At 61.7% G+C, this 25,356-nt stretch carries 26 protein-coding genes; 13 read left to right on the top strand and 13 right to left on the bottom strand.

Going from position 1 to position 25,356, the window contains the following annotated elements; genetic code table 11:
- Positions 1-322 precede the first annotated feature (322 nt).
- Both ABRA89_RS04430 and ABRA89_RS04435 read right to left on the bottom strand, forming a co-directional pair.
- Positions 323-1,144, bottom strand: a complete 822-nt coding sequence (locus ABRA89_RS04430; RefSeq protein WP_349940239.1) for a ferredoxin--NADP reductase — start codon at positions 1,142-1,144, stop codon at positions 323-325.
- 251 nt (positions 1,145-1,395) lie between these two features.
- Positions 1,396-1,902: a DUF3429 domain-containing protein gene (locus ABRA89_RS04435; RefSeq protein ID WP_349940240.1), complete on the bottom strand. Its 507-nt coding sequence runs from the start codon at positions 1,900-1,902 to the stop codon at positions 1,396-1,398.
- A 134-nt stretch (positions 1,903-2,036) separates the two neighbouring features.
- On the opposite strand from ABRA89_RS04435, the gene ABRA89_RS04440 reads away from it, so the two are divergent.
- Positions 2,037-3,113, top strand: coding sequence for a branched-chain amino acid ABC transporter substrate-binding protein (locus tag ABRA89_RS04440; RefSeq protein ID WP_349940241.1), 1,077 nt, complete (start codon positions 2,037-2,039; stop codon positions 3,111-3,113).
- Positions 3,110-4,102 carry a P1 family peptidase gene (locus tag ABRA89_RS04445; protein WP_349940242.1) on the top strand — a complete coding sequence of 331 codons (993 nt, stop codon included), beginning with the start codon at positions 3,110-3,112 and terminating at the stop codon, positions 4,100-4,102. The genes ABRA89_RS04440 and ABRA89_RS04445 overlap by 4 nt, the downstream gene beginning before the upstream one ends.
- An 8-nt stretch (positions 4,103-4,110) precedes the next feature.
- Here ABRA89_RS04445 and ABRA89_RS04450 read toward each other — a convergent pair whose 3' ends face one another.
- Complete coding sequence (locus ABRA89_RS04450; protein WP_349940243.1) at positions 4,111-4,926, bottom strand: SDR family oxidoreductase; 816 nt, start codon at positions 4,924-4,926, stop codon at positions 4,111-4,113.
- Entirely contained in the window at positions 4,913-6,778 is a 1,866-nt protein-coding gene (locus ABRA89_RS04455) for a glycoside hydrolase family 15 protein (RefSeq protein ID WP_349940244.1), read from the bottom strand. Before ABRA89_RS04455 ends, ABRA89_RS04450 begins: the two co-directional genes overlap by 14 nt.
- A 335-nt stretch (positions 6,779-7,113) precedes the next feature.
- On the opposite strand from ABRA89_RS04455, the gene ABRA89_RS04460 reads away from it, so the two are divergent.
- From ABRA89_RS04460 to ilvA, 5 genes are all read left to right on the top strand, one after another.
- On the top strand, positions 7,114-8,571 hold the full coding sequence (locus ABRA89_RS04460) for a hypothetical protein (RefSeq protein ID WP_349940245.1): 1,458 nt from the start codon (positions 7,114-7,116) through the stop codon (positions 8,569-8,571).
- 228 nt (positions 8,572-8,799) lie between these two features.
- Complete coding sequence (gene dnaK / locus ABRA89_RS04465) at positions 8,800-10,731, top strand: molecular chaperone DnaK (RefSeq protein WP_349940246.1); 1,932 nt, start codon at positions 8,800-8,802, stop codon at positions 10,729-10,731.
- A 228-nt stretch (positions 10,732-10,959) separates the two neighbouring features.
- Positions 10,960-11,235, top strand: a complete 276-nt coding sequence (locus tag ABRA89_RS04470) for a ribbon-helix-helix domain-containing protein (protein WP_349940247.1) — start codon at positions 10,960-10,962, stop codon at positions 11,233-11,235.
- Positions 11,232-11,522 (top strand): type II toxin-antitoxin system RelE/ParE family toxin, encoded by a 291-nt coding sequence (locus ABRA89_RS04475; protein WP_349940248.1) that lies wholly within the window; start codon positions 11,232-11,234, stop codon positions 11,520-11,522. The genes ABRA89_RS04470 and ABRA89_RS04475 overlap by 4 nt, the downstream gene beginning before the upstream one ends.
- Positions 11,523-11,984: 462 nt before the next feature.
- Positions 11,985-13,244: a threonine ammonia-lyase IlvA gene (gene ilvA, locus ABRA89_RS04480; RefSeq protein WP_349940249.1), complete on the top strand. Its 1,260-nt coding sequence runs from the start codon at positions 11,985-11,987 to the stop codon at positions 13,242-13,244.
- A gap of 57 nt (positions 13,245-13,301) precedes the next feature.
- Here ilvA and ABRA89_RS04485 read toward each other — a convergent pair whose 3' ends face one another.
- The 4 genes from ABRA89_RS04485 to rpsT form a co-directional block, all read right to left on the bottom strand.
- Positions 13,302-13,931 carry a LysE family translocator gene (locus ABRA89_RS04485; RefSeq protein WP_349940250.1) on the bottom strand — a complete coding sequence of 210 codons (630 nt, stop codon included), beginning with the start codon at positions 13,929-13,931 and terminating at the stop codon, positions 13,302-13,304.
- Positions 13,932-14,052: 121 nt separating this feature from the next.
- Positions 14,053-14,607 (bottom strand): GNAT family N-acetyltransferase, encoded by a 555-nt coding sequence (locus ABRA89_RS04490; RefSeq protein WP_349940251.1) that lies wholly within the window; start codon positions 14,605-14,607, stop codon positions 14,053-14,055.
- Positions 14,607-15,455 (bottom strand): 3-mercaptopyruvate sulfurtransferase, encoded by an 849-nt coding sequence (gene sseA, locus ABRA89_RS04495; RefSeq protein WP_349940252.1) that lies wholly within the window; start codon positions 15,453-15,455, stop codon positions 14,607-14,609. Before sseA ends, ABRA89_RS04490 begins: the two co-directional genes overlap by 1 nt.
- Before the next feature lie 182 nt (positions 15,456-15,637).
- A complete protein-coding gene (gene rpsT / locus ABRA89_RS04500; RefSeq protein WP_349940253.1) occupies positions 15,638-15,907 on the bottom strand; it encodes a 30S ribosomal protein S20 in 270 nt (89 codons plus the stop codon).
- A 310-nt stretch (positions 15,908-16,217) separates the two neighbouring features.
- Between rpsT and ABRA89_RS04505 the strand changes: the two genes are divergently transcribed.
- Genes ABRA89_RS04505 through ABRA89_RS04515 form a run of 3 tightly spaced genes read left to right on the top strand, consistent with a single transcriptional unit; the run spans position 16,218 to position 17,448 of the window.
- Entirely contained in the window at positions 16,218-16,520 is a 303-nt protein-coding gene (locus ABRA89_RS04505) for a YggT family protein (RefSeq protein WP_349940254.1), read from the top strand.
- A gap of 14 nt (positions 16,521-16,534) precedes the next feature.
- Entirely contained in the window at positions 16,535-16,852 is a 318-nt protein-coding gene (locus ABRA89_RS04510; RefSeq protein WP_349940255.1) for a DUF167 family protein, read from the top strand.
- A gap of 56 nt (positions 16,853-16,908) precedes the next feature.
- Positions 16,909-17,448, top strand: a complete 540-nt coding sequence (locus ABRA89_RS04515) for a hypothetical protein (protein ID WP_349940256.1) — start codon at positions 16,909-16,911, stop codon at positions 17,446-17,448.
- 61 nt (positions 17,449-17,509) lie between these two features.
- Here the strand turns inward: ABRA89_RS04515 and cls are convergent, their stop codons facing one another.
- Positions 17,510-19,012: a cardiolipin synthase gene (gene cls / locus ABRA89_RS04520; RefSeq protein ID WP_349940257.1), complete on the bottom strand. Its 1,503-nt coding sequence runs from the start codon at positions 19,010-19,012 to the stop codon at positions 17,510-17,512.
- 150 nt (positions 19,013-19,162) lie between these two features.
- Here cls and ABRA89_RS04525 point away from each other — a divergent pair, with 150 nt between their 5' ends.
- On the top strand, positions 19,163-19,927 hold the full coding sequence (locus ABRA89_RS04525; protein ID WP_349940258.1) for an endonuclease/exonuclease/phosphatase family protein: 765 nt from the start codon (positions 19,163-19,165) through the stop codon (positions 19,925-19,927).
- On the opposite strand, the gene ABRA89_RS04530 is transcribed toward ABRA89_RS04525, so the two are convergent.
- From ABRA89_RS04530 to ABRA89_RS04545, 4 genes are all read right to left on the bottom strand, one after another.
- Positions 19,928-20,674: an SDR family NAD(P)-dependent oxidoreductase gene (locus ABRA89_RS04530; protein ID WP_349940259.1), complete on the bottom strand. Its 747-nt coding sequence runs from the start codon at positions 20,672-20,674 to the stop codon at positions 19,928-19,930.
- Positions 20,671-20,871: a hypothetical protein gene (locus tag ABRA89_RS04535; protein ID WP_349940260.1), complete on the bottom strand. Its 201-nt coding sequence runs from the start codon at positions 20,869-20,871 to the stop codon at positions 20,671-20,673. Before ABRA89_RS04535 ends, ABRA89_RS04530 begins: the two co-directional genes overlap by 4 nt.
- A gap of 80 nt (positions 20,872-20,951) precedes the next feature.
- Positions 20,952-22,274, bottom strand: coding sequence for an adenylosuccinate lyase (gene purB / locus ABRA89_RS04540; RefSeq protein ID WP_349940261.1), 1,323 nt, complete (start codon positions 22,272-22,274; stop codon positions 20,952-20,954).
- 99 nt (positions 22,275-22,373) lie between these two features.
- The gene (locus ABRA89_RS04545; protein WP_349940262.1) at positions 22,374-23,129 is read right to left on the bottom strand and encodes a DUF2259 domain-containing protein; all 756 of its coding nucleotides are present in this window, start codon (positions 23,127-23,129) and stop codon (positions 22,374-22,376) included.
- A gap of 176 nt (positions 23,130-23,305) precedes the next feature.
- Here ABRA89_RS04545 and ABRA89_RS04550 point away from each other — a divergent pair, with 176 nt between their 5' ends.
- Complete coding sequence (locus ABRA89_RS04550; RefSeq protein WP_349940263.1) at positions 23,306-24,100, top strand: SDR family NAD(P)-dependent oxidoreductase; 795 nt, start codon at positions 23,306-23,308, stop codon at positions 24,098-24,100.
- Positions 24,101-24,157: 57 nt separating this feature from the next.
- Positions 24,158-25,342, top strand: coding sequence for a pyridoxal phosphate-dependent aminotransferase (locus ABRA89_RS04555; protein WP_349940264.1), 1,185 nt, complete (start codon positions 24,158-24,160; stop codon positions 25,340-25,342).
- The last annotated feature ends 14 nt before the right edge of the window (positions 25,343-25,356 follow it).

Here is a 25,356-nt window from a genome sequence, read left to right on the forward strand (position 1 = left end):
TCCGCCTCGGCATCACTGCCGGTTCGATGGCCTGTTTTAGGAAGATGCCGTTTTGAAACCTTTACTCAAAGGCATTCAGTGACTGCTTTCCGGCCAGACGGTTAACGGAATATGGCCGTCGAAACTGCAATCGATCTGATCCAAGCCGGAAGCGCTATCCGGTTCATTGCTTCATCAATGGCGCGCCGTCGGCGCATTTCGTTGCAGCTGTTCCGCGGCTGCCCAGTCCGGCCAGCCTGCCCTACGCACGATCTTAGGACAACATCTGGTGTCTGCGGCATGCCAAGGTTGTCGCCATGCCTGATGTTCGCTGACTTACTGATCAGTCCACGAACGCCCGCTCGACGACGTAGGTACCCGGGGCATTGTTGGCACCCTCCTCGAATCCGCGCTCCTGAAGCAGCTTCTCGGTGTCCTTCAGCATTGCCATCGAACCGCAGATCATGGCGCGATCGTTCGCCGGGTCGAGCGGCGCGATGCCGAGATCGGTAAAGAGCTTGCCGTTCTCGATGAGCTTGGTGACGCGATCTCCAACAACTTCGCCCTTCTGGGTGGCAGTCGCATGGAAGAAAAGCTCCTTCTCGCCGACGACTTCCTGCATCAATTCGTCGGTCTTCATGTGATCGACAAGCTGGCGGCCATATTCGAGTTCGGCGTCCTCGCGGCAGGTCTGGGTGAGGATCACCTGATCGAACTTCTCATAGGTCTCCGGATCACGGATGACAGAGGCGAAGGGTGCGATGCCGGTGCCGGTCGAGAACAGGAAGAGCCGCTTGCCTGGAATCAGCGCATCATGAACGAGCGTTCCCGTCGGCTTCTTGCGCATGAGGACCGTGTCGCCGTCTTTGATCTTCTGGAGATGTTCTGTCAGCGGGCCGCCGGGCACCTTGATCGAGAAGAACTCGAGCTCTTCGTCCCAAGCGGGCGAAGCGATCGAATAAGCGCGATAGACAGGCTTTTCGGCGTTCGGCAGGCCGATCATGACGAATTCGCCCGAGCGGAAGCGAAAGCTCTGCGGCCGCGTCATGCGGAAGGCGAACAGCCGATCCGTATAATGCGTGACCGAGGTGACGGTCTCGGCGAAGACGTTCGCCGGGATCGGGAAGCTTTCGGTCTCGGCGGTCTTTTCAGCGACGGAACTCATTCTCGGTCCTTCTCGGCAGCTTGCGGAGAAGAGCGACGCGCTGCTGCCCGATAAAAGCCAGCGACCATCGCTTCGAATTCTCCGCGGGATATCACGGTTGCACCCGGCTGCTCGGAGCCTGAAGGCGCGATCGTCGGGGAACATAGGGACAAATCGTGCGCTTCGCAGCCGCAAAACGTCCTATTGTTTCGCTGCGGCCCAAATGATTTTTTCTCAAATCGCGCAAATTGGAGGCGCGAGCCGCGTAAGGCTCAAAAGAACGGGCTCGTCGACACCCAGTATCCGACGACCACCAGCGAGACGATCGGCAGGAGCATCTGCAACGGACGCAGCTTTGCGAAATAGAGCGGTGCTCGGCCCTTTTTGGCGCTGATTGGATCAAGGACAGCCAGTGCCAGATAGCCGATGAGTTCGAGACCGACGGCATAGAGCGGATAGGCCCAGACGACCGAGAGGATCGCCGCAAAGCCGGTAACGAAGAGAAGCAGCATCATCGCTAGCTGGGTCGCCTTCGGTCCGCCCGGCTGGCGGAAGCTGACGCCGCGCCGCACACCGGAAAGAAAGGTCAGTATCGCGGCACCCCAGAGAAGGGTGAAGTTCAACGTCAGAAAGGCCCAGTTGTCCGGCAGGACGAAAAGACCGGCGGCCCCGGCGACGATCGGCAGCATGGCGAGATAAGCGAAGAAAAGCCCGTCGGAGGGGATATCCGCCGGTTCCTCGGCGACGATTTTGCGAGTCTCGGAAGCTGATTGTGTCATTTGCCTTTGCCTTCGATGTCCTGACCGGTCAAACCGGCATCCGCAACGCGTCCGGTGCGCCGATGTTCGCGGAATCGTTTCCGTGCCGCCAACGGCCCGTTCCCTGACCGTTCTTCAGAGTCTATGGTCTTGCCATGCCTATGCCCATGCTTCGGATCGCCGCTCTTCTTGGTTACGCGCTCGTCGTGGGAACGCCGGCTTTTGCCCAGACCGAGGAGGTGATCGGCGTTGCAGCGCCGCTCTCCGGTTCGAATGCTCTTCTCGGTGAGCAGATCGTCAACGGCGCGCAAGCCGCGAGGAACGGCAAATTCGCGCTCGCCCCGGCCGACACGGAATGTACGCCGGAAGGGGGCGAAGCGGCCGCGCGGCTCTTTGCCGAGGAGGAAGCGCGCATCGTCGTCGGCTTTCTTTGCACCGAATCACTGCTCGCCGCCCTTCCAATCCTCACCGAAGCCGGCATACCCGTGATCGATGTCGGCGTGCGCGCGAACCGGATCACCGACAACCGCGAGGATACCGGCCATCTCGTCTGGCGGCTTGCGCCACGCTCGGATGCCGAAGCGCGGGCAATTGCTGACACCATCGCCGAGCGCTGGCGCAACGAGCCCTTCGGCCTGATCGAGGACGGTTCCATTGCCAATCGTGGGCTTGTCGATACGGTCCGTCGTCTGGTCGCGCAGCAGGGACTGGAGCCGGCCGCGACGGACAATTATCGGCCAGCTGAGGAAAAGCAGTTCGGCCTCGTGCGCCGTCTCGCCCGCACCGGCGTCACACGCTTCTTCATCGCCGGCGACCGCCCTGACATCGCGGTGATCGCGCGGGACGCGGCCGAACTTGATCTCGACCTCCAGATCATCGGCGGCGAGAGCCTGCTCGACGAAACGAGCGTCGATCAGCCTTTGGCCGAAGGCATCGTCGCTCTCGCTCCACCTTACACTTACGGCCCAACGGAGGCAGAGGGATCGAGTGAAGCTGCTCTTTCGGGCTACGGCGGCATCGCCCATGCCGCAGTCGAGATTGCGATGAACACACTGGAACAGGCCAACGGCTCGGGGCGCTCGCTCGCCGAGGTGCTGAACGAGGAAAGCTTCGAGACCGTGATCGGCAGTGTCGACTTCGACGAAAAGGGCGACGCGCAGGCAATGTCCTACCACGCGCTCCGATGGTCGGGCGATGAATTCGTTTCCGATGCTGGAGCGACCGGCGAATGATCCCGTGGAGGGCCGGCGCACGCAACGATCTCACCGACGTTGAAGGGCTGAGCGTCGGCCAGGCTGAGGATGTCCAGCTCTTCAGCGGCACTTCTGTCGTCGTCTTCGACGAACCCGCTGTCGCCTCAGTTTCGATCCTCGGAGGGGCACCCGGCACGCGCGAGACCAATCTTCTCGATCCGGAAAATCTCGTCGGCGGCGTCGATGCGCTGGTCCTGTCCGGCGGCTCGGCTTTCGGCCTCGATGCCGCAAGCGGCGTCCAGGCCCGTCTTCGCGAACAAGGCCGAGGCTTTGCCGTCGGCCCCGCACGTGTGCCGATCGTGCCGGCCGCGATCCTGTTCGATCTCCTAAACGGTGGTGACAAGAACTGGGGCCGCTTTCCCCCCTATCGCTATCTTGGATACGAAGCGGCGGCGAAGGCAAACCGCGATCCGGTCGCTCTCGGGCGCCACGGCGCGGGCTTAGGTGCGAGAACGGCCCGACTGCGCGGCGGGACCGGGAGCGCCTCCTGCGTCCTCTCCTCCGGGATCACCGTGGGTGCCATGGTTGCGGTGAACGCGGTTGGCTCGCCGACCGTCGGAACGGGCCGGCATTTCTGGGCCTCACCCTTCGAAATCGATCAAGAATTTGGCGGCTATGGCCTCCCCTCGCCCATGCCGGATGATGCCAGGGAGCCATTCTCGAAGATTCATGCGGCGGAAGGCGCCAACACCACGATCGGCATCCTTGTGACCGATGCAGCGCTCGACAAAGCGAGCTGCAAGCGCCTCGCCGTCGCTGGGCAGGACGGTTTCGTGCGCTCGATTTGGCCGTCCCACACAGATTTCGACGGCGATCTCGTCTTCGCTGCGGCAACCAGCCGCCGCGACGGACCTGGCACTTCGGCGGACCGCATCGAGCTGATGGCAGCTGCTACCTCCGTCATGGCCCGCGCGGTGGCGCGGGGTGTCTATGAGGCCAATCGCGACCTGTTCGCAGCAGACAGCTGAGGTGCGCCTCAGCCGTTGCCCTTGAAGCCCGGATAGAGCGTCATCCCGCCATCGGCGAAGATCGTCTGGCCGGTGACGTAGTCGGCCGCGTCCGACACGAGCCAGGCGACCACCCGGCCGATATCTTCCGGATCACCGATCCGGCCATAGGGAATGAGGTCGAGAATCGCCTTGCGGTCTTCCTCGGTCTTTCTCGCGCTCTCATTGATCGCCGTCGCGATTGCACCGGGCGCGACCGCGTTGACGCGAATCTTCTCCGACGCCGTTTCCTGCGCGAGCGATTCCATCAGCAACTTCAGCCCGCCCTTGGCCGCAGCGTAATTGGCGTGGAACGCCCAGGGTATCTTCTGGTGAACGGAGGAATCAAAGACGAGTTTTCCGAGCGCCCGCGAGACATCCTCCCGCATGCCCTTCTTGCGAAACCGCTTGATCGCCTCGCGCCCGACCAGAAATCCGCCACTCAGGATGACCGAGCTTGTCTTGTTCCAATCTTCGAGCGTCATGTCCCCGATTGCAGCGTCAGCCTGAAGGCCCGCATTGGAAAAGACGATATCGATCGGCCCGAACTCTTCTTCCGCGCGATCGAAGAGCGCGACGGTATCGTCTTCCTTCGAGACATCGGCTTGAACCGCGATTGCCTCGGCGCCGGAGGCACGCAGTTCGTCGCGAAGGCTTTTCGCCGCGTCCTCGCTGCCGCGATAGTTGATGACGACGTTCGCACCGGCCTCGCTGAGAACCCTGACGGTCGCGGCTCCGATGCCCGACGAACCGCCGGTGACGATGGCCGTCTGGCCCTTGAGGGAGAGAAGATCAAAATAGCCCATCGGGGTCTTCCAGCATGTTGAATTCGAAATAGTGGGGATCCTGGCGGTCGCCGTTGAGGGACCTGTCGAGCCAGATCGCCGCCGAGATCAGCGACAGATGCGTCAGCGCCTGCGGGAAGTTCCCGAGATGGTCACCGGCGGAGGAGAGTTCCTCTGAATAAAGCCCGAGATGATTGGCATAGGTATGCAGCTTCTCGAACAGAAGACGCGCCTCGGCGACGTAGCCGGTCCGCGCTAATGCCTCGACATACCAGAACGAGCAGATCGTGAACGCGCCCTCCTCGCCGTCCAGCCCGTCGTCGTTCTCCGCGCAGTTCTTGTAGCGGTAGACGAGACAGTCGTGGACGAGTTCGCGCCGTACTGCCTTCAGCGTGGACGTCCACATCGGATCGCGCGGGTTGATGAACTTCACGAGCGGCATCAGGAGGACGACGGCGTCGAGCGTTTTCGAGCCCTTGAACTGGGTGAACGCCCCGATCTCGGGGTCCCAGAAATCCTCCAGAATGCTCTTCTGGATCGTGTCGCGTTCGCGGCGCCATTCATCGATATTGGCTGGCAGAGATTCGTCGAACGCCATGCGCAGCGCGCGATCGAGGGCGACCCAGCACATGAGGCGCGAGGAGAGATACTCCTGGGGTTCACCCCTGCTCTCCCAGATTCCCTTATCCTTGCGCCGCCAGTTATCGCAGACCCAATCCATCATGCGCGCAAGCTTGATCCACACCGAATAGGCTGGCTTCCCCCGCGCCTTGGTCGAGATGTAAACGGCGTCCATGAACTCGCCGTAGATGTCGAGCTGGAGCTGGGAATAGGCTTCGTTGCCGATCCGAACCGGCCGGGCTCCTGTATAGCCGGAGAAGTGATCGAGCTGTGTCTCGGTCAGTTCGGCCCGACCATCCATCCCGTACATGATCTGGAGGCCCTGGGCTCCGTCCTCGACGGCCCGCTCCATCAGGAAATGGATGAAGTTCTCAGCCTCGTCGTAATAGCCGAGCCGCGAGAGACTATAGAGCGTGAAGGCCGCGTCCCGCACCCAGCAGTAACGGTAGTCCCAGTTGCGCTCCCCACCCGGAACCTCCGGCAGGCCGAAGGTTGCGGCAGCCGCAATCGAACCATGGTCGTAGGAGGTGAGAAGCTTGAGGGTCAGCGCCGAGCGCACGACGAGTTCGCGCCAGAACGACGGATAATTCCCGCGATTGACCCATTTGTGCCAGTAGTCGCGGGTCTCTTTGAACTCGCGCGCAACATAGCTGCTGTCGACTGGCGGACTGTCCTTCCGATTGGGGCAGAGTACGATGTAGGCGCCCTCCCCCTCATCGAGCGTGATGCGCGCCGTCACCCGACCATCGCGGATATCCACGGGAAAGGACGCATAGACTGAGATCGGATCGACCTCGTCGTTCCAGCTGACGGAGAGCCCACCTTCGATCGGCTCGATGATCGGGTCGACACGGCCATAATCCGGGCGCGGCGTTATATCGAGTTCAAATTCGACCGCGTCCGTGATCGCCTTGGCACGGCGGATGATCCGGCCGGTACCATCCATCGGCATGAAGTCGCAGACCTCACCGATCCCGCTTTCATCGAGAAAACGGGTGATCAGGATGTTCGTGTCCGGCAGATACATCTGCCGTGTATTGGGTTCGCCCTCACCGGCTATGGCGGCGAAACGAAACGAGCCACCCCGCTCGGCATCAAGGATCGATGCAAAGAGTGTCGGCGAGTCGATGTCAGGATGACAAAAGAAGGTGATCGTCCCGTCATCGGCCACCAGCGCCGCCGTTCGCATATCCCCGATGACGCCATGGCGCGATATTGGATGCCTGATGTCGGTCTTCGAAACTATGCCCATGGTGTGTCCCTTGATTTTTAACGCAAACGCATGGCGCGGGCGCCCCTAACTGGTGTGCTGCGGCCGTTGAGCATCTGCGACTTATTGCACCGCAAACAAGTTCTCGACGTAGACAGACTGTGCCACCTCGCTCAACGATCCGAACCACGGCGCGTTTGTTGGCAGGCAGGTTGAGCCCGAATACCGCTGAACCACTGTCGGCACATTGGACACCGCAATTGCGCCATCCTCGGAGCTTCCTTAAAGTCCCGGGATATCAGGCGGAGAAGCGGATCGGACCCTTGACGGAGGGTAGATGGCCGTTCCGGCTCCAGCCGATGAAGGAATGAAGACTTGTGACAAGCCCGATCGAAAAGAGCATCCGGCGTGCTTTGGAAGCCGGAGCTTCGGACAGCCCGAAATTTCGCCAGGGCGTCTATCGGGCCGCCGGGCGGGCGATCGAGCGCGTACTCGCCACCGATAACGACGAGGCCCGCGCCGAAGCCAAGCGCCGTGAGCTGAAAGACGCCGTCGAGAGGGTCGAGGCGGAATACAGCGATAATGCCGATCCAGACGAGCCAGCAGTTCGTGAAACGCCGGCTCCGCCCCCGGAAGAATCTCTCCGGGATGAACCCGCGCCAGCGCCATCAGAACCAGAGCCGGCACCGGAACATCCAGTCGAGGCTCCGCCGGTCGAGGCGACAGCAGACATCGATCCTGCTTTCGTCCCACAGCCCGAGACGCGGAAAACGGGCGACATCGAGACGCCGCCGATCGTTGAACCCGAGCGAGAGCCGGAAGAACGGCCTGACGACGACGAGGCATCGATTGCGCCTGAGGCGCCCGGCGCCCGAGACGAGGCGCCGATCGTTCCGCCGCCGGCCACGGACGAACCGATAGCCGATTCTCCTCGTGCCGAGACCACGCCGGAGCCGGCTGCCCGGCGACCTCGCGCATTCGCGCCGCCCCCATCGGACGGACGCGAGGACACCTTCGAAGGTAATCTCGATCTCGGCGGCGTTACGCCAACCCGCGCACCCGCCGTGAGCGATTCCACGGGCGGTAGCGCCGGCTTTCTCGGAGCGCTCAGCCGACGCGAGGATGGCATAGCAGGTAGAAATCGCGAGGCAACGAATGACAGGCCCACAGATTTCGACAACTGGAGACCGGGCTCCAAGCACCCGCGCGTAAAGCGCAGAAGCAAGGCCGGCGGCTTCCTGGTGTCCGCCATCATCGTTCTTCTCTTCGCCTTTCTGATCGTCGCGGGCGCTTATCTCCTGGCGCCGTTCCTGATGACAGCTGCCAGCAACGATGCACCGCGTAGCGCGGCTGAAGGCGAGGATATGGCGGACACAGCGCGTGATACGCAGGACTGGATCACCGTTTTCTCGGGTCGCGAAATCGGCCAGATCAACACGCCCAACGGCGGACGGGTGACGACGGAGGAGGCACCGGACGGCTCACCGACGGTCCGCATCAGCGGGCCGGTCGACGAGGGCGGTGGCGAGATCGGTTTCGTCGTGGGACCCGGCGTCGTATCGCAACTCGGCGGAAGCGACGTGCGCGCGGAATTGACAGTGGGTTCCGCAGGCGGTGACGAGCGATCCTTTGCCGTACGTTGCCTCTTCGAAGGCGAGACCCGCTGCGGGCGTCAACGCTTCACCACAAGCTTGGTCCGCGAGCCGTTCGTCTTTGCGGTGGACCTGTCGGGAGTCGATGAAGATGGTGGGGAAATCGCGATCGATCCGGCGATCGGCGGCAGCAACGACCTCCTTGTCTACGAACTGCGATTGACCGCGAATGGCGGCAGTTGAGGGGACTGACGAGGCAGGAAAGGAAAATCACGCGGCGTCACGGTTTCGAGAGCCGCCCGCCTTGCGAGCCGAAAAACCGCTTCATATATACGCGCCAACGCCGCAGAGGCCGGGCGGCATTCACGTTTTATACGGCCTACGGACATTCCGCGAATAACAGGGGCCGTCCTCCAGAACGCCTCTTACGAGGGTCGCCGGACGGCTCGCTAAAGAAGGAGAATTAGGAACATGGCGAAGGTCATTGGTATCGACCTCGGGACCACCAATTCCTGTGTCGCCGTCATGGACGGCAAGAATTCCAAGGTGATCGAAAACGCCGAGGGCGCGCGCACGACGCCGTCCATGGTCGCTTTCACCGACGACGGCGAACGCCTCGTCGGCCAGCCGGCCAAGCGTCAGGCGGTCACCAACCCCGAGAACACGATGTTCGCGGTCAAGCGCCTGATCGGACGTCGCTACGACGATCCGACCGCCCAGAAGGACAAGGAACTCGTTCCTTACAAGATTGTCAAAGGCGACAACGGCGATGCCTGGGTCGAGGCGGACGGTGAGAAATATTCGCCGTCGCAGATCTCCGCGATGATCCTTCAGAAGATGAAGGAAACCGCAGAAGGCTATCTCGGCGAGAAGGTCGAAAAGGCCGTCATCACGGTTCCGGCCTACTTCAATGACGCCCAGCGTCAGGCGACCAAGGACGCCGGCAAGATCGCGGGTCTCGAAGTCCTGCGTATCATCAACGAGCCAACGGCAGCAGCCCTCGCCTACGGTCTCGACAAGACCGAGGGTAAGACGATCGCCGTATACGACCTTGGCGGCGGCACGTTCGACGTTTCGATCCTCGAGATCGGCGACGGCGTCTTCGAGGTGAAGTCGACAAACGGCGACACCTTCCTCGGCGGTGAAGACTTCGATATGCGCCTCGTCGACTACTTCGCGGCGGAGTTCAAGAAGGATCAGGGCATCGACCTTAAGGGCGACAAGCTCGCTCTTCAGCGTCTGAAGGAAGCGGCCGAGAAGGCGAAGATTGAACTCTCCTCGTCCTCACAGACGGAGATCAACCTGCCATTCATCACGGCTGATCAGTCCGGCCCGAAGCATCTGACGATGAAGCTGTCGCGCTCGAAGTTCGAGAGCCTCGTCGACGATCTCGTCCAGCGCACCGTCGGCCCGATGAAGGCCGCGCTCAAGGATGCCGGCATGTCGGCCAGCGAGGTCGATGAAGTCGTTCTCGTCGGCGGTATGACCCGCATGCCGAAGGTGCAGGAGACGGTGAAGTCGTTCTTCGGCAAGGATCCGCACAAGGGCGTGAACCCGGACGAAGTGGTGGCCATGGGTGCCGCCATTCAGGCTGGCGTTCTGCAGGGCGACGTGAAGGACGTTCTCCTTCTCGACGTGACGCCGCTCTCGCTCGGTATCGAGACGCTCGGCGGCGTGTTCACCCGTCTGATCGACCGGAACACGACGATCCCGACCAAGAAGTCCCAGACCTTCTCGACGGCCGAGGACAACCAGAACGCGGTGACCATTCAGGTCTTCCAGGGTGAACGCGAGATGGCCGCCGACAACAAATCGCTCGGCCGGTTCAATCTCGAGGGGATCCCACCTGCACCGCGCGGCGTGCCGCAGATCGAGGTCACATTCGACATCGACGCCAACGGCATCGTCAACGTGTCGGCCAAGGACAAGGGCACCAACAAGGAGCAGCGGATCACGATCCAGGCTTCCGGTGGTCTCTCCGACGCTGATATCGAGCAGATGGTGAAGGATGCCGAGGCGAATGCCGAGGCCGACAAGAAGCGGCGCGCCACGGTCGAAGCCAAGAACCAGGGCGAAGCGCTGGTCCATTCGGCCGAGAAGAGCCTTGAAGAATACGGCGACAAGGTCTCCGAGGACGACCGCAACGAGATCCGCTCGGCGATCGACGATCTCAAGGCCGAACTCGAGAAGGAAGGCGCGGACGCCGACTCCATCAAGGCCAAGAGCGACACGCTCGGTCAGGCTTCCATGAAGCTCGGCCAGGCCATGTACGAGGCTTCGCAGTCTGAACAGGCCGAAACCGACGCCGCGGCCGATGCGGCGAAGGATGCCTCGAACGACGACGTGGTCGATGCCGACTACGAAGAAGTCGACGAGGACGAAGACAAGCGCAAAAGCGCTTAATCTCTCGAAGGGCGCTGGCGGGCGCCTTACTTCGAACATTGCGAGCCCCGGCGGTGCGAACCGTCGGGGCTTTTCATTTGGAGAGGGTACGATCTCGGGAGGCGACTCTGCGCTCTTGATCGTCGCGATCTTGTGAGGCTCTGTAGACGGCCAGAGCTAATATTGGATACGACTCCGGAGACTCCGCCAAGCTGGGTATGAGAAAGTATGCTGCCGAAGGAGCTTGCGATGTCCTCGATCGAACGCATGACCATCACCATGCCTGCCGAGATGGCGGCGACCCTCAAGGCCCTCGTCGCCGAAGGCGAATACGCCTCGGCAAGCGAAGTCGTGCGCGAAGCGCTACGCGAATGGACGCGCTCCCACGACACCAATCACCGGGAACTGATGGCGCTAAGGGAAGCAATCCGCGTGGGCGATGAAAGCGGCAAGAGCATTCCGGCTGAAGAGGTCTATGCCGAATTGCGCGCACTCATCGCTTCCAAGCGTGCGGCCAAGGAGTGAAACCTCTTCGGTACTCGCCGGAAGCATTGTCCGATCTCCGCGAGATCGCTCTATACATCGCAGATGACAGTCCCGACCGCGCAATGAGCTTCGTAGCGGAATTGCAAGATAAAGCGGCACTCGCGGCGGCAAGGCCGGACAGTTGTCGCGAACGTCCATCAATTCTCGAGGCATCCGCGCCATACCGGCATGGCCGCTATCTGATCTTTTTCAGGGATCTTGAGATGGAAATCCGCCTCGTGCGGGTGCCGCACGGCTCGAGAAATCTTTCCGGCTTATTCGACTGACAACTTCTCGCTTCCGTGAGACTTCGATATAGCGGCGTCAATTTACCCAGCTAGGCTGCGGAGCCATCCAGCCCGCTGACGGCGACTGTGATCTTTACAATCTTACCTCGATCGACCAAAAACACACTCAACCGCAACGCACGGCAACACAGGGAGCTCTCACGATGATGATCATTCGTTCGATTGGCCGGACCTCCCTGTCGATTATCGGCGCCGGCGTCTTCGCCGGGCTGCGGGACTCGTAAGGCTCCGCACCCTCCCGGCGATCGCGACCGGCGGATCGGGCGAGGTGGACGGACCACCGATCGCCGCCGAAGTCCATCGCTCGAAAGCTCTCCCACGAGAATTCGATCATCCGGCATTTCGCGACGGCGAAATTGCTTCGAGACAGCGCGCGCCAAGCGGTTTAGAGAGCGGACAAGATCGCTCCCGCGTCCTCTCCAAAGACCAAAAGACGACATCATGACCGATACCGAATTCACCGCCGGCGTCGCCGAGGCCGAGACCGCATTGCGCGATCTCTTTCCCGAGACGCCGCTCCAGCTCAACGAGCATCTTTCGGCCAAATACAATGCGCGCATCTATCTGAAGCGCGAAGACTTGACGCCCGTCCGCTCCTACAAGATCCGCGGCGCGTTCAACTTCATGCGCAAGCGCATGGCGCAAGGGGGCAACGGCGCGAAGTTCTGCTGCGCCTCCGCCGGCAACCATGCGCAAGGGTTTGCCTTCGCCTGCCGCTATTTCGGGGTGAAGGGCCGGGTCTACATGCCCGTAACGACGCCGCAGCAAAAGATCGCCAAGACCCGCACTTTCGGCGGGGACGCGATCGAGATCGAGCTGATCGGCGACTTCTTCGACGACTGCTACAAGGCCGCCAAGGCCTATGCCGAGACCGAGTGTGCGGAGCTCGTGCCACCCTTCGACCATCTCGACATCGTCGAAGGGCAGGCGAGCGTCGCGCGGGAGGTTCTCGGTCAGCTCGGCGAGGAGAAGGCCGACATCGTCATCATGCCGGTCGGCGGCGGAGGGCTTGCCTCGGGCATGACGCGGTTCTTCCACGGCACGGACGGCGCGCCCTCCGATCTGCGCTTCGTCGAGCCGCTCGGCGCACCGAGCCTCAAGACCAGCCTCGACAGCGGGGTCCTTACCAAGATGGCGAAGATCGACGGCTTCGTGGACGGGGCGTCCGTGGCCGAGATCGGGCAGATCCCCTTCGACATCCTCAAGCGCTTCGAAAGCGGCGTCGTCCATCTCGCGCCGGAAGGCCGGCTTTGCGGCACGATGTTGGAAATGCTGAATGTGGAAGGAGTGGTGTTGGAGCCCGCCGGCGCTTTGACCATCGATGCCCTCAAGGGCTTCGGCACGGAAATTCAGGGCAAGACCGTGGTCTGCGTGGTTTCCGGCGGCAATTTCGACTTCGAGCGTCTACCGGATGTGAAAGAGCGGGCGCTTCGCTTTGAGGGCAAGAAGAAGTATTTCATCCTGCGCCTCGCCCAGCGACCCGGCGCGCTGAAGGACTTCCTCAACCTCCTCGGCCCGGACGACGATATTTCGCGCTTTGAATATCTGAAGAAGTCGGCGCGGGACTTCGGCTCGATCCTGCTCGGTATCGAGACGAAGGACCGCTCCAATTTCGACACGCTTCTCGCCCGCTTCGATGCGGACGGTATCCGCTATCAGGACATTACGAGTGACCCGATTGTCGCCGATCTCCTGATCTGAAGAAGGACTTGCAGAGGGCGCCCGCCTCTTGTGGCCGGGCGTCCGTCCCTCTTCCCCTTATCTTTGCTGCTGGAACGCAAGGCGCAGACCGAGGCCGCAATAGATGCCGCCGACCACCTTGCCCTGCCATTTCAGAACGGTCGGGTTGCGGCGCAGGAAATTCCCCAGCCAGCCGGAGCTCACGGCGAAGACGATCGTCGCGAAGAACCCGATGAAGGCGAAGGTGACGCCGAGGATCGTCAGCTGCAGGAAGACCGCGCCGTTTTCCGGCTTCACGAATTGCGGCAGGAAGGCGAGGAAGAAGAGTGCCGTCTTAGGGTTCAAAACCTCGGCAAGAACCGCCTGCCGAAAAGCCTGGCCCGCCGTCAATGGCAGCTGGTCGCGCCCCAGTGCAGCAGGCGTCTTCTCGAAGATCGCCTTGATCCCGAGATAGACGAGGTAGGCGGCTCCTGCGTATTTCACGAGGCTGAAAAGAAGACTCGACGCTGCGATGATAGCAGAGATGCCGATGACGGCGAAAAGCGTGTGGATGATGTCGCCGGCGGTGATACCCGCTCCCGTCGCGATGCCGACCCGCGTGCCGGATGTGGTCGCCCGCGCGACCGCCAAGAGGGTCGCGGGCCCCGGAATGAAAACGAAGCCGAGCACAATCGCGCAATAGGTGAGAAGTGTCGTCGGGTCGATCATGGGCCTGTCCTCCGTTCGATCGGAAGAGCAAGCCACAGCCTCCACGACCAAGGCAAGCCCTCTGGCGTCGGGCAAAGCAGGCGGAGCCTCAGGAAGGTCGCGGCAAAAGGTCGAAAGGCGGCTACTCCGCCGCCTGCACCTCGGCGATGGAAGCCCATGTCGGGGTCTTCACCTCACGGGTCGCGTAGGGAACGAAGCCGTGTTTCCGGTAGAGCCTGAGCGCTGCTGGATGATCGAGCGTGTTGGTCTCGATGGTCAGACGATTGGGGCCCTCGGCAAAGCCCGCCGCAATCGCCTCTTCTAGCAACGGGCCAGCCAACCCCTTGCCGCGATAATGCGAAAGAATGCCGAAATGGACGATCCGCGCCTGACGGACATTCCGCTTCACCTCGATCTCGAACCAGCCCACGGTCTCGTGGCCGATCTGGGCGACATAGATGCGCGTGCGCGGATTATGGATTTCTTCGGCAAGCGCCTTGTCCGGCAGCAGGCGCGAGGTCCAGTGATGCGCAGCACCCACGCCGGCATAGAGTTCGCGATAGCGCCGAAGCGGCAGGCGCGGCGCCTCCGCGATGCGCATTGTCGCCACGTCGCGCGAGACGAGTTTGCGAGCTCGATATACCTCGGACAACATTTCGAGACTCGTGACGCGCGTGGTCAGCAGTTCGACGGGCATCAGGATTGCGTTTCGACCGGCGTATCGCTCGCCGATCCCCATTCGGTCCACGAGCCGTCGTAGAGCTTCACGTCGTCATTTCCGACGCTCGCCAAGGCGAAGTTGAGAACGGCGGCCGTCACGCCCGATCCGCAACTGGTGACGGCCGGTTCGTCAGGACTGAGCCCGGCCGCCTGCATCTCGCTACGGAGCGCATCGGCGTCCTTCAGCCGTCCTTCGCTCTGAAGCTTCAGGAAGGGCAGATTGAGCGCGGTGGGCATGTGTCCCGCGCGGACGCCTTCACGAGGCTCCGGCGACGTTCCCGAGAAACGATCGGCCGGACGGACATCAACGATCCGGCGGTTGCCTTCGCCTGCCGCAAATTCCCGCATCTCGTCCATCGAGGCGACGGCGCTGCTCTTGAATTCCGGTTTGAATGTCGTGGGCTCGATCGCCGGGACACCCATCTCTCGTGGATACCCGCCCTCGATCCATGCGGGAAAACCGCCGTCGAGCACGCGCACGTCCTTCGCACCGAAAGTGCGGAACATCCACCAGACGCGCGGAGCGGAGAAGAGACCCATCCCGTCGTAGACGACGATCGTATCGACCTCGGATATCCCGAGCGCGCCAACCTTGTCGGCAAAGACCTCCGGCGATGGCAACGTATGCGGCAGCGCCGAGTCCGGATCGACGATCTCGTCCTGATCGAAGAATACCGCACCCGGCACATGACCCGCTTCGTATTCGGACTTCGCAAACCGGCCCATGGCCGGCAGATACCAGGAGGCGTCGACGATCGAGAGACCGTTGCGCCCGAGCGTTTCGGCAAGCTCGGCAGGCGAGATAAGAAAAGGGTTCTGGCTCATGCAGCTAGATTGTGGGAGCAAAAGCGCTTCGGCAAGAGTTTGGATCGACGGAAACCTTGGTCGGGACGAAATTTTGATTACCATCTCGGGGCCTTACGGCGCTTGGCGAAAACGCCAAAAGGCCCGGATTTCCCCGAGCCTTTTCATATTCACGCCAAGCCGGGAAGACCCGGCAGCCGACCTCAGGCTTCGGCGAGCTTCTTCACGCGCTGAGCGAGACGGGAAATCTTCCGCGAGGCGGTGTTCTTGTGGAACACGCCCTTGGAGGATGCGCGCATCATCTCCGGCTCGGCCGCACGGAAGGCTTCGGTCGCGGCACTCTTGTCGCCGGAGGCGATAGCCTCTTCCACGCGGCGCAGGAAAGTGCGGACGCGGGAGCGGCGTGCGGTGTTGACTGCGGTACGGCGGGCGATCTTACGCGCCGCCTTCTTGGCCGAAGGAGTGTTGGCCATCGGGCGTCTCTTTCTTGTCTATCCTGATCGTCGTCAGATGCTTGTGGCTCCGCCTTCATGACCGTCGGGCCTAAACCCTATCGACCGCTCAAAGGCGAAAAGCGCCCGCAGGGGCGCTCTCAAAAGTCTTGAGCGGGTCTATAAGCGCGCTGGCCGCACGCGTCAAGCATCCAGAAGAGTCACGTTTGAGCAAGCTCGATGCCGCAAACAACGGCCGTCATATCTCACGAATCGCCGCCTTGCTTGCGGGCGGGCCCGGCCATCGCTACATGGCACCGAGACGAAACGCCAAGAGGAAGTCACCCGTATTATGCTCGCCGTTCTCAGTGTTTTGATGCTCGCCCTTAATATCTACTGGTGGATCATCATCCTCTCGGCGATCCTTTCCTGGCTCTTTGCATTCAATATCGTCAATTCGGGCAATCCGTTCGTCGATTCGATCGCCACCTTCCTCTACAAGGCGACCGAGCCACTCTACCGGCGCATCCGCCGTTTCATGCCTGATCTCGGCGGCATCGACTTGTCGCCGCTCGTCGCGCTTCTCGGCATCTTCTTCCTTCAGCAGGTCATCATCATCTATCTGTATCCTGCCGTTCAGAGCGCCGGCATCTGACATAAAGGCGGGGCATGGCGGAGCCGTTCTTCGAGACGAGCGCAGCCGGGCTCAAGCTGTTCGTCCGTGTGACGCCGAAATCCTCAAAGGACGCTCTCGACGATATTTCAGACGATGGCGCGGGGCGACTGCGCCTCAAGGCGAAGGTTCGCGCGGTTCCCGAAGACGGCAAGGCGAACGCCGCGCTCATCCAGCTGGTCGCGAAACGCTTCGGCGTCCCGAAATCCGCAGCCAGCGTCATCGCCGGGGCAACCAGCCGCTCCAAGACCGTGCTGATCGAAGGCGATATTGAAGCCCTAACTGAGGTTGCCCGCTCGCTCGGGCCATCTTGACAGCTGGTCTACACGGATCGCTTCATCTCCATCCCTTTCAGGTGGAGAGCCGCGTCATGTGTCAGTCGAATAGTCTCGTCCCGAAGAAATCAGTTCGCGCCGTGGCGCCGATCCTGTTCGCTCTTCTCGCCGCAATCGCTCCGCTCGACGGCGCTGCCGCGAACGAGAGCGCCTACACGAAGATCGATTTCAACGCCTGCAAGACGCTTTCGTTCACGGAGGAAGGCGGATCGGTCTCGCTGAGATGCCCAGGATATCAGGGCATTCCGATCTATTACAACGAGGGAGACCTGCGGGTCGACGTCGACTTCGGATCCCCAAACACGCTCTTCGAGACTTTCAGCCCCTTCAATTCGACTGGCGACACAGTCGAATGGCGCCTTTCGGACGGTGAGCCGATCGCCGCGATCCTACGCTTTCACCTGGATCCCGGCGATGGCGGCGAGAAAGGTCAGGTTCTTTCGGTGCACGCGATGGGCACGCTGGAAAAGCCCGGATGCGCGGTCGCCTATGTGGATGCACGTGCAAATCCGATGCCAACCTCCTCGCTCGGAAGGCGGCTGACGAACTCGCAGCCGGTTTCGCCTGCGGAATGAAATCGCCCGCATATGTCGGCAAGGTCAGCCGCTCCGGCATGGGCGCGACGGCTGTGCGTAATTAAAGCAGCGGGCTGATCAGCCGCGTTATGTTTTCAGCAAGCTGCCTGAAGAAGCCACGTTTGCGCCATTCGTCGAGTTCAAGCCGTTTCGACTTCGCCCGATAATCGCCCTCGATCTTTTCCAACTGGGCTGCGAGCTTTCGATCGTAGGCGATAAGCGTCACCTCTGAATTCAGCTCGAAGGACCGTAGATCCATATTGGACGAGCCGATAATCGCGATGTCCTCGTCGATCGACAGATGCTTGGCGTGCAGAAAGCGCTCACGGTACAGATAAACCTCCACGCCTGCGCTCAACAGTTCGTCGAAATAGGACCCTTGGGCGAGGTCGATCAGGAGGCTGTTCGTCGTCGCGGTGATGTAGAGTTCCACCTTCACGCCCTTGCGAACCGCAGTGGCGATCGCGTTCAGGAGCTCGTCGTTCGGCACGAAATATGGTGTCGCGAGCGCGATCCGCCGCCGGGCGTTGTGGATGAGATCGGTGAAGAGGACGCCCACACCTGCCTCGGGAAAATCAGGCCCGGTGGGCATCACCTGAAGCAGCGAGCCCGACCCGACCTCGGCGCGGTCCAGCGCCTCTGGCGGCAGCAGCTTTTCTGTCGCGATGTCCTCTTCTGTTTCAAGATACCAATCGCCGACAAAGATTGTCTGAAGTTCGAGGACAACCGGTCCGGTCACCCGCGCCATCAGCTCGCGATAGAAGGTCTTCGGCTCATACTCGATCCGGTGCATGTTCTGGGAGCCCACCCAACCCACAGTGCCGTCGATGACGACAATCTTGCGGTGGTTCCTGAGATCGAGCCGTGTCGCCTGGCTCCAGAACCGAAGGGGCAGGATCACGTGCATTTCGACGCCGGAGCCTTTGAGGCGCCGCGCGATGCGCCTGCGGTCGGCGGAGGAGCCGACCGCATCGATGAGCAGACGGCAGGTGACGCCTCGCGCAGCCGCCCGTTCGAGCGCACTCAAGACGCGGTTGCCGGCCTCGTCGTCCTGCAAGATGTAGAAGCAGAGATGGGCGTGATGCTGCGCGGCATCGATATCGGCCGCGATTCGGTCCACCACGCGGTTGTAGTCCCCGTCAAAATCGACGTCGTTGCCGTGAACGGGTGGCAGACGGCCGATATGCTCCACCAGCTGCGCAGTGATGCGGTGCCGCGTCTTCAGCGCGTCGATTCCGGTGGGCGAGCGCTCGCCGATGCGCCGGATGATCGGCTCCAGGACGTTCGGGATCTCCGACAGCCGCGCCCGGCGCCATTTCGGATGCAGCGCATTTCCGAGGAAGAAATAGATCGGCAGGGCGACCCAGGGCAGGAAGAAAAAGAGGAGAAGCCATGCCTGCGACGCCGCCGGGGATCGACGGAAGGGGATATAGACGAGCGCCCCGAAAACGATCGTCCAGCCCGCGATCTGCAGGAGCGTCGTCAGAACGTCGATCGTAATCCCTTCGGAGATGGCGTGTCCCTTGAGCTTTGTGCGATGTGACGACAGGTCCAGGAGGATCACCCCGAACCGGTCGTCCGGGAAAGTCTAAGGCAGCACTCGCGATCTGGAAGAGCGCCGACCGATACTCAAAGCTGGCATCGCGGCCCGGAGCGACTATCTGCCAAGGCCGAGACCGCCTGACACCGCCACGAGCCGAGAAGCCATTCGTCTTTGACACGCATCGTCTACGCCAATCTCGGTTACCTTCGCGGTATCGACGGCTCCATCCGCCAGCATGTCGGACGGTTCTGGCGGCACGTCTACACGCCACTCGCCGCCCAGACCGAGAGCATCGCCCAGCTGACCGCGAAGATCAAAGAGTTCTCGCCCGATCTCTGCTGCCTCGTCGAACTCGATCGGGGCTCAATCACCAATCGCTTCTTCGACCAGTTGCCGACGATCGGCGGCGACCTGCTCCCAGTTTATGGCGCGCACGGGAAATATGGGACGCGGCGCACGCTTTCGCCGTTTCATATTTCCTACGGCAAATCGAACGCCTTCCTTGCCAAGCGGCCCGTTACCGCGACGGACCGCTATCTGACCGACGGCAAGAAGAAGCTGGTCTACGACATCCGCCTTCAGACCGAGGCGCTCGCCGTCCGGGTTCTCGTCGTCCACCTGTCTCTCGTCGAAAGCGAGCGAAAACGGCAGATCCGGGAACTCTCGACCTGGGTCGCGGAAGATCACACCTCGACCATCGTCGTCGGCGACTTCAACGCTTTTCGCGGGGAGAGCGAGCTTTGGCCCCTCCTCGCCTCGGGCCATCTCTATCACGCCAACAAGGGCATGGAGCCGACCTTCCGCTTCGGCCCATGGCGCGCAGCTCTCGATACCTGCCTCATCTCGGAGGACCTGCGGGAGACGGCGCGGATCAAGATCGTCGATCAGCCCTATTCAGACCATCAGATGCTGGTGATGGACGTGGAGTCTGGCTGATCACTTCGCCAGCTTCTTCACCATCCACCGCGCCATGCCCGGTGCGACCGCGTTGACGCTACGAAGCACGGCGGCCGGGCCGACCCAGATTTCGTCTTCGGCTTTTTCCAGCCCTTTCACGATGCGCTGCGTCGCCTTTTCGACCGAGACCTTCTGGGTCTTGTACTGCGTGGTCATCGGCGTTTCGACAACGGGAAGCAGGATTTCGACGATCTTGAGGTTGGGGGCGTAGCGTTCGGCCTGATAGCGCATTGACAGCGTAAAGGATCGAAGGCCGGCCTTGGTGGCGCAGTAGATCGGATTGTTCGCCGTCGGCACGACGGCGAGCCCGCTGGTGTTGTTCACGATCATCGCCGAGGGCTGCTCGGAAAGCGGCTTGAACAGCCGGTTGACGATATGGATCGGCGCGGTGAGGTTCACTGCGATCTGCGTGTCGGCGCGGGCGTCGAGCTCCTTCGGGTCGGTCGTCAGGAAGCGGCCCTGCTCCCCGGTGCCGGAATTGTTGATGACGACGGAAAGATCGGGATGGTCTGCGGTCAACCGGTCGAGCGCGGCATCGAGGGCCGCGGTATCCGCGAGATCGACGACCTCGTGCTCGACGAGATCGCTCTCGATCGCGGGCTGCCGGCGGGACCAGACGATGACCCGGCATTTGCGTTCGACAAACGCCTTCAGAAGCTCAGCGCCGACGCCGGACGAGCCCCCTGTGAGGAGGACCGTCCTGTCGACGAGATCGAAGCGGCTCACTGCTCGCCCTGTCTGGCCTCGGTTCCGTCGACATCACTCTCTGTTGCCGGCTGAAGCGGCTCGTCAGTCGGCGTCTGGTCGCCAGGCGAATCGACGAACAGGAAATAGATTGCGATCGCTGCGATCAGCACGATAACGGGCCAGAGGATCGCACGTCCGCGTCCTCTCTCGAAACTCGGTCCCATTCGCGGTGCCATTTCTCGACCTCCAAACCGTTGATCCTGGCCGATGACTTAGCGCTCAGCCCAGCCGATCAAAGCATGGTTCAGCCAAAGCGCTATCCGAACACCCGCTTGAAGATCGTGTCGGCATGCTTGGTGTGATAGCCGAGATCGAAGCGAGAGCGGATTTCCTCTTCCGACAGCGCGGCGCGCACTTCCTCGTCGGCGAGAAGCTGTTCGAGGAAATCGACCTTCGCATCGCCCGAGACGTGATAGCTCTCCCAGACCTTCATCGCGTTGCGCTGAACGAGCCGGTAGGCGTCCTCACGGGAGGTGCCGGCTTGGGTGAGCGCCAGAAGGATGCGCTGGGAGTGCACGAGGCCGCCAAGCCGGTCCATATTGCCCTGCATGCGCTCGGGATAGACGAGCAGGTTCTCCACCACATTGGTGAGGCGATGCAGCGCGAAATCGAGCGTGATCGTCGCGTCAGGACCGATATAGCGCTCGACAGAAGAGTGAGAGATGTCCCGCTCGTGCCAGAGCGCGACGTTTTCCATGGCCGGTATGGCGTAGGAGCGAACCATTCGGGCGAGGCCGGAGAGGTTCTCCGTCAGCACCGGATTGCGCTTGTGGGGCATGGCCGACGATCCCTTCTGGCCCTTGGAGAAGAACTCCTCGGCTTCCAGAACTTCCGTGCGCTGAAGGTGGCGGATTTCGGTTGCGAGCCGCTCCACAGACGAAGCGATGACACCGAGGGTCGCGAAATACATGGCGTGGCGATCGCGCGGGATCACCTGCGTCGAGACCGGCTCGGCCTTCAGCCCCATGGCCTCGGCGACGTGCTCCTCGACGCGCGGGTCAATGTTCGCGAAGGTGCCGACTGCGCCGGAGATGGCGCAGGTCGCGATCTCCTCACGCGCTGCGACGAGGCGATTCCGGCATCGCTGGAATTCCACATAGGCCTGGGCGAGCTTGACGCCGAAGGTGGTCGGTTCGGCATGGATCCCGTGGGAGCGACCGATGGTGATCGTGTCCTTATGCTCGAAAGCCCGCTTCTTCAAAGCGTCGAGCAGCCGGTCGAGATCGGCGAGAAGGATGTCGCTCGCCTTTGTCAGCTGCACGTTGAGGCAGGTGTCGAGAACGTCCGAAGAGGTCATGCCCTGGTGCACGAAGCGCGCATCCGGCCCGACGATTTCACTGAGATGCGTCAGGAAGGCGATGACATCGTGCTTGGTTTCGCGCTCGATCGCGTCGATCCGCTCGATGTCGAACGTTGCGGCGCCGCCCTTGTCCCAGATCGTCTTCGCTGCCTCTTTCGGGATCACGCCAAGTTCGGCGAGCGCGTCGCAGGCATGGGCCTCGATCTCGAACCAGATGCGGAACTTGGTCTCGGGCGACCAGACGGCGACCATATCCGGCCGAGCGTAACGGGGAATCATGGGGCGATGGGCTTTCGATATCGGACAGGCGAAAAGGGGTTTCGATGAGCGCTCTATCAGACGCTTGGAAAAGCCTCAATCAAAGGGCTGGCCTTGTCCTCAGTCCATCGGCACGGGCACGGCGATATGGCGTGTGTCCGGTCCCTCAAAGCCATAGCTCTGGAAAGCGATGATCGCGACGCCCGCATATCCACCCATCGGCTTCATCGCGAGCCGCACTTGGCGGATGGAGTAGTCCATCGGGCAGCCGCGCGAGATTGGAATTCCGGTGTCCTCGTGAAGAGTGAGCGTCTTGTCGCCTTCGGCCAATGCGATCTTGGTCAGCTTGTATCCCGCCGTATCGGTGATTCCTTCGCAAAGTTCGGGCCCCGCCATCGGAAAGGTCGACAGCCGCAGTTCCACTGCTCCATCGATCGGCGGAACGATCATGCGCGGCACGAAGCGCGCGATCTTGCCGTCGGCGGAAAGATCGGTCGGCAGGTTTTCCACGACGGCAAGGCCCGGACGCGGCTCGGGAATGAGCTGCGACATCAGTTCAGAGGCCTCGATGCGCGCCTCGTTCACGGCGTCAGCGATGCTCGCGGTCTCGTCTTTGAGGGTCACGCGAATCGGTGTGGGTCTGATGAAGCGGTCATTGTTCAGGTCGAGGACGAAGATATTGGCATATGGAAAGCCGGACCCGTCCTGAACCCCGCTTTCCTGATAGGCGAAGAACGAACCATCTTCGGAAAACCCGATCGGCTCCAGTTTCGCAAGGTCGCCGGCTCTGGCAGGATCTGGCATCAGATAGGCGACCAGAAAGAGGGCGCTGGCCACGGCCCCGATCCATGCACTACCTTTGACCCGGAACGCCATCCAATATCCTTCGTCTCGCCGATTCGCGGCGAAGTTTAGTCACTGCCTGCTTGCGTGCAAGTCGAAGTGGCGCGGCGAGGCACGCCGAAATATGGAAGAGGTCCCCCTATCCTCCGGCCGGTTTTCTGGCTGGGCGGACGGCGGCAATGGACAAGCTGACTGAAGGAGAGCAATCAATGGCACTCGATGGACGCGTAGCGATCGTCACCGGCGGCGCAAAGGGCATCGGCTATGCCGTCGCGCGCCGTTTCCTGCATGAAGGCGCGAAGGTCGTCATCGCCGATATCAACGAGCGAGCGGGCCATGAGGCCGCACGCGATCTCTCCGAATATGGCGAGGTTCATTTCGTTGCGGCCAATGTCGCCGAGAAGCTCGATGTCCACAACCTGATCGCTTCCGCGCTGGATGCGTTCGCCGATATCGACATCCTCGTGAACAATGCCGGCATGGTCCACAAGGCCGGCTTCCTCGATCTCGACGTCGACGACTTCCAGAAGGTGCTCGACGTCAATCTGAAGGGCGCGTTTCTCTGCGGTCAGGCGATCGCCCAGCACATGGTCGAGAAGATCAAGCAGGGCGGCAGCGCCGGCACGATCATCAACATGTCGTCGATCAATGCCGAATTCGCGCTGGCCGATCAGGTCGGCTATTCGGTCTCCAAGGGCGGTCTCAAGTCGCTGACCAAGGTCATGGCGCTGGCGCTCGCGCCGCACGGCATCCGCGTGAACGCCATCGGTCCCGGATCGATCATGACCGATCTCCTACAAGCCGTCGCCAACGATCCGTCTGCCAAAAAGACGATTCTTTCGCGAACCCCGCTGGGGCGTATCGGCGACCCGAAAGAGATCGCGTCGATCGCGGCCTTCCTCGCCTCCGACGATGCGAGCTACATCACCGGACATACCATTTATGCCGATGGCGGACGTCTCGCATTGAACTATCTCGTTCCCGTCAAGGACGACGAGGACTGACCAGAGACGATGCCGGTCCCCGAAATCTCCGAACAAAAGGGAATTGAAAGCGAATTCATGCTGAAGACCATCTCCGCCTTCGACCGGATCGGCGAGGAAAACGCCTTTGCGGTTCTCGCCCGCGCGAACGCACTCTCCGGCGAAGGTAACGACGTCGTCAATCTCGGCATCGGACAGCCGGACTTCGTGACGCCGCCACATATCGTCGAAGCCGCCGTGAAGGCGCTTCAGGATGGTCACCACGGGTACACACCCGCGAACGGGCTGCCCGCGACCCGCGAGGCGGTGGCGCGACGCACATTCTCGCTCACCGGCGTCGAGATCTCGCCGGACAGCGTGATGATTATGCCAGGCGGCAAGCCGACCATGTTCGCCGCGATCATGATGTTCGGCGAACCGGGTGCAGAAATCCTTTATCCCGATCCCGGCTTCCCGATCTATCGCTCGATGATCGAGTTCACGGGCGCAAAGCCTGTTCCTGTGCCGATCCGTGAGGAGAACGGTTTCGCCTTTTCCGCCGAGGAGACTCTGTCTCTGATCACGGACAAGACCCGGCTCCTGATCCTCAATTCGCCAGCCAATCCTACCGGCGGCGTCACGCCGAAGGAGGAGATCGACAAGCTCGTCGCAGGACTCCAGAACTTTCCCGACGTCGCGATCCTGTCGGACGAGATCTACGATGTGATGACCTATGATGGCGAGGTCCACACCTCACTCCTCACCTATCCGGAAATCCGCGACCGCCTCATCGTCCTCAACGGCTGGTCGAAGACCTGGGCGATGACCGGCTGGCGCATGGGCTGGTCGATCTGGCCGGAAAAGCTCTACGCCATGGTGCGCAAGCTCGCGGTCAACTGCTGGTCATGCGTCAACGCGCCGAGCCAGATCGCCGGCATCGCGGCGATCGACGGTTCCCAGGAAGACGTCATGCGCATGATGGAAGCCTTCGACCGGCGACGGAAGCTCGTGGTCGAGCGCGCCAATGCCCTGCCCGGCGTTACCTGCGCGACCCCGAAGGGCGCCTTCTACGCCTTTCCGAACATTTCCGAGACGGGGTGGAAATCGAAGAAGCTCGCCTCGGCGCTTCTCGAAAAGGCGCATGTGGCGCTGGTTGGCGGGCCTGATTTCGGCACGCTCGGAGAAGGCTATATCCGGATTTCCTACGCCAATTCCGAAATGAACATCTCCCGGGCGATGGATCGCATCGCCCAATTCCTGAGCGAGACGAAGCCGGACGCCTGAAGGGGAGATCGACA

Source organism: Fulvimarina thalattae, assembly GCF_040239565.1.
GTDB lineage: Bacteria > Pseudomonadota > Alphaproteobacteria > Rhizobiales > Rhizobiaceae > Fulvimarina.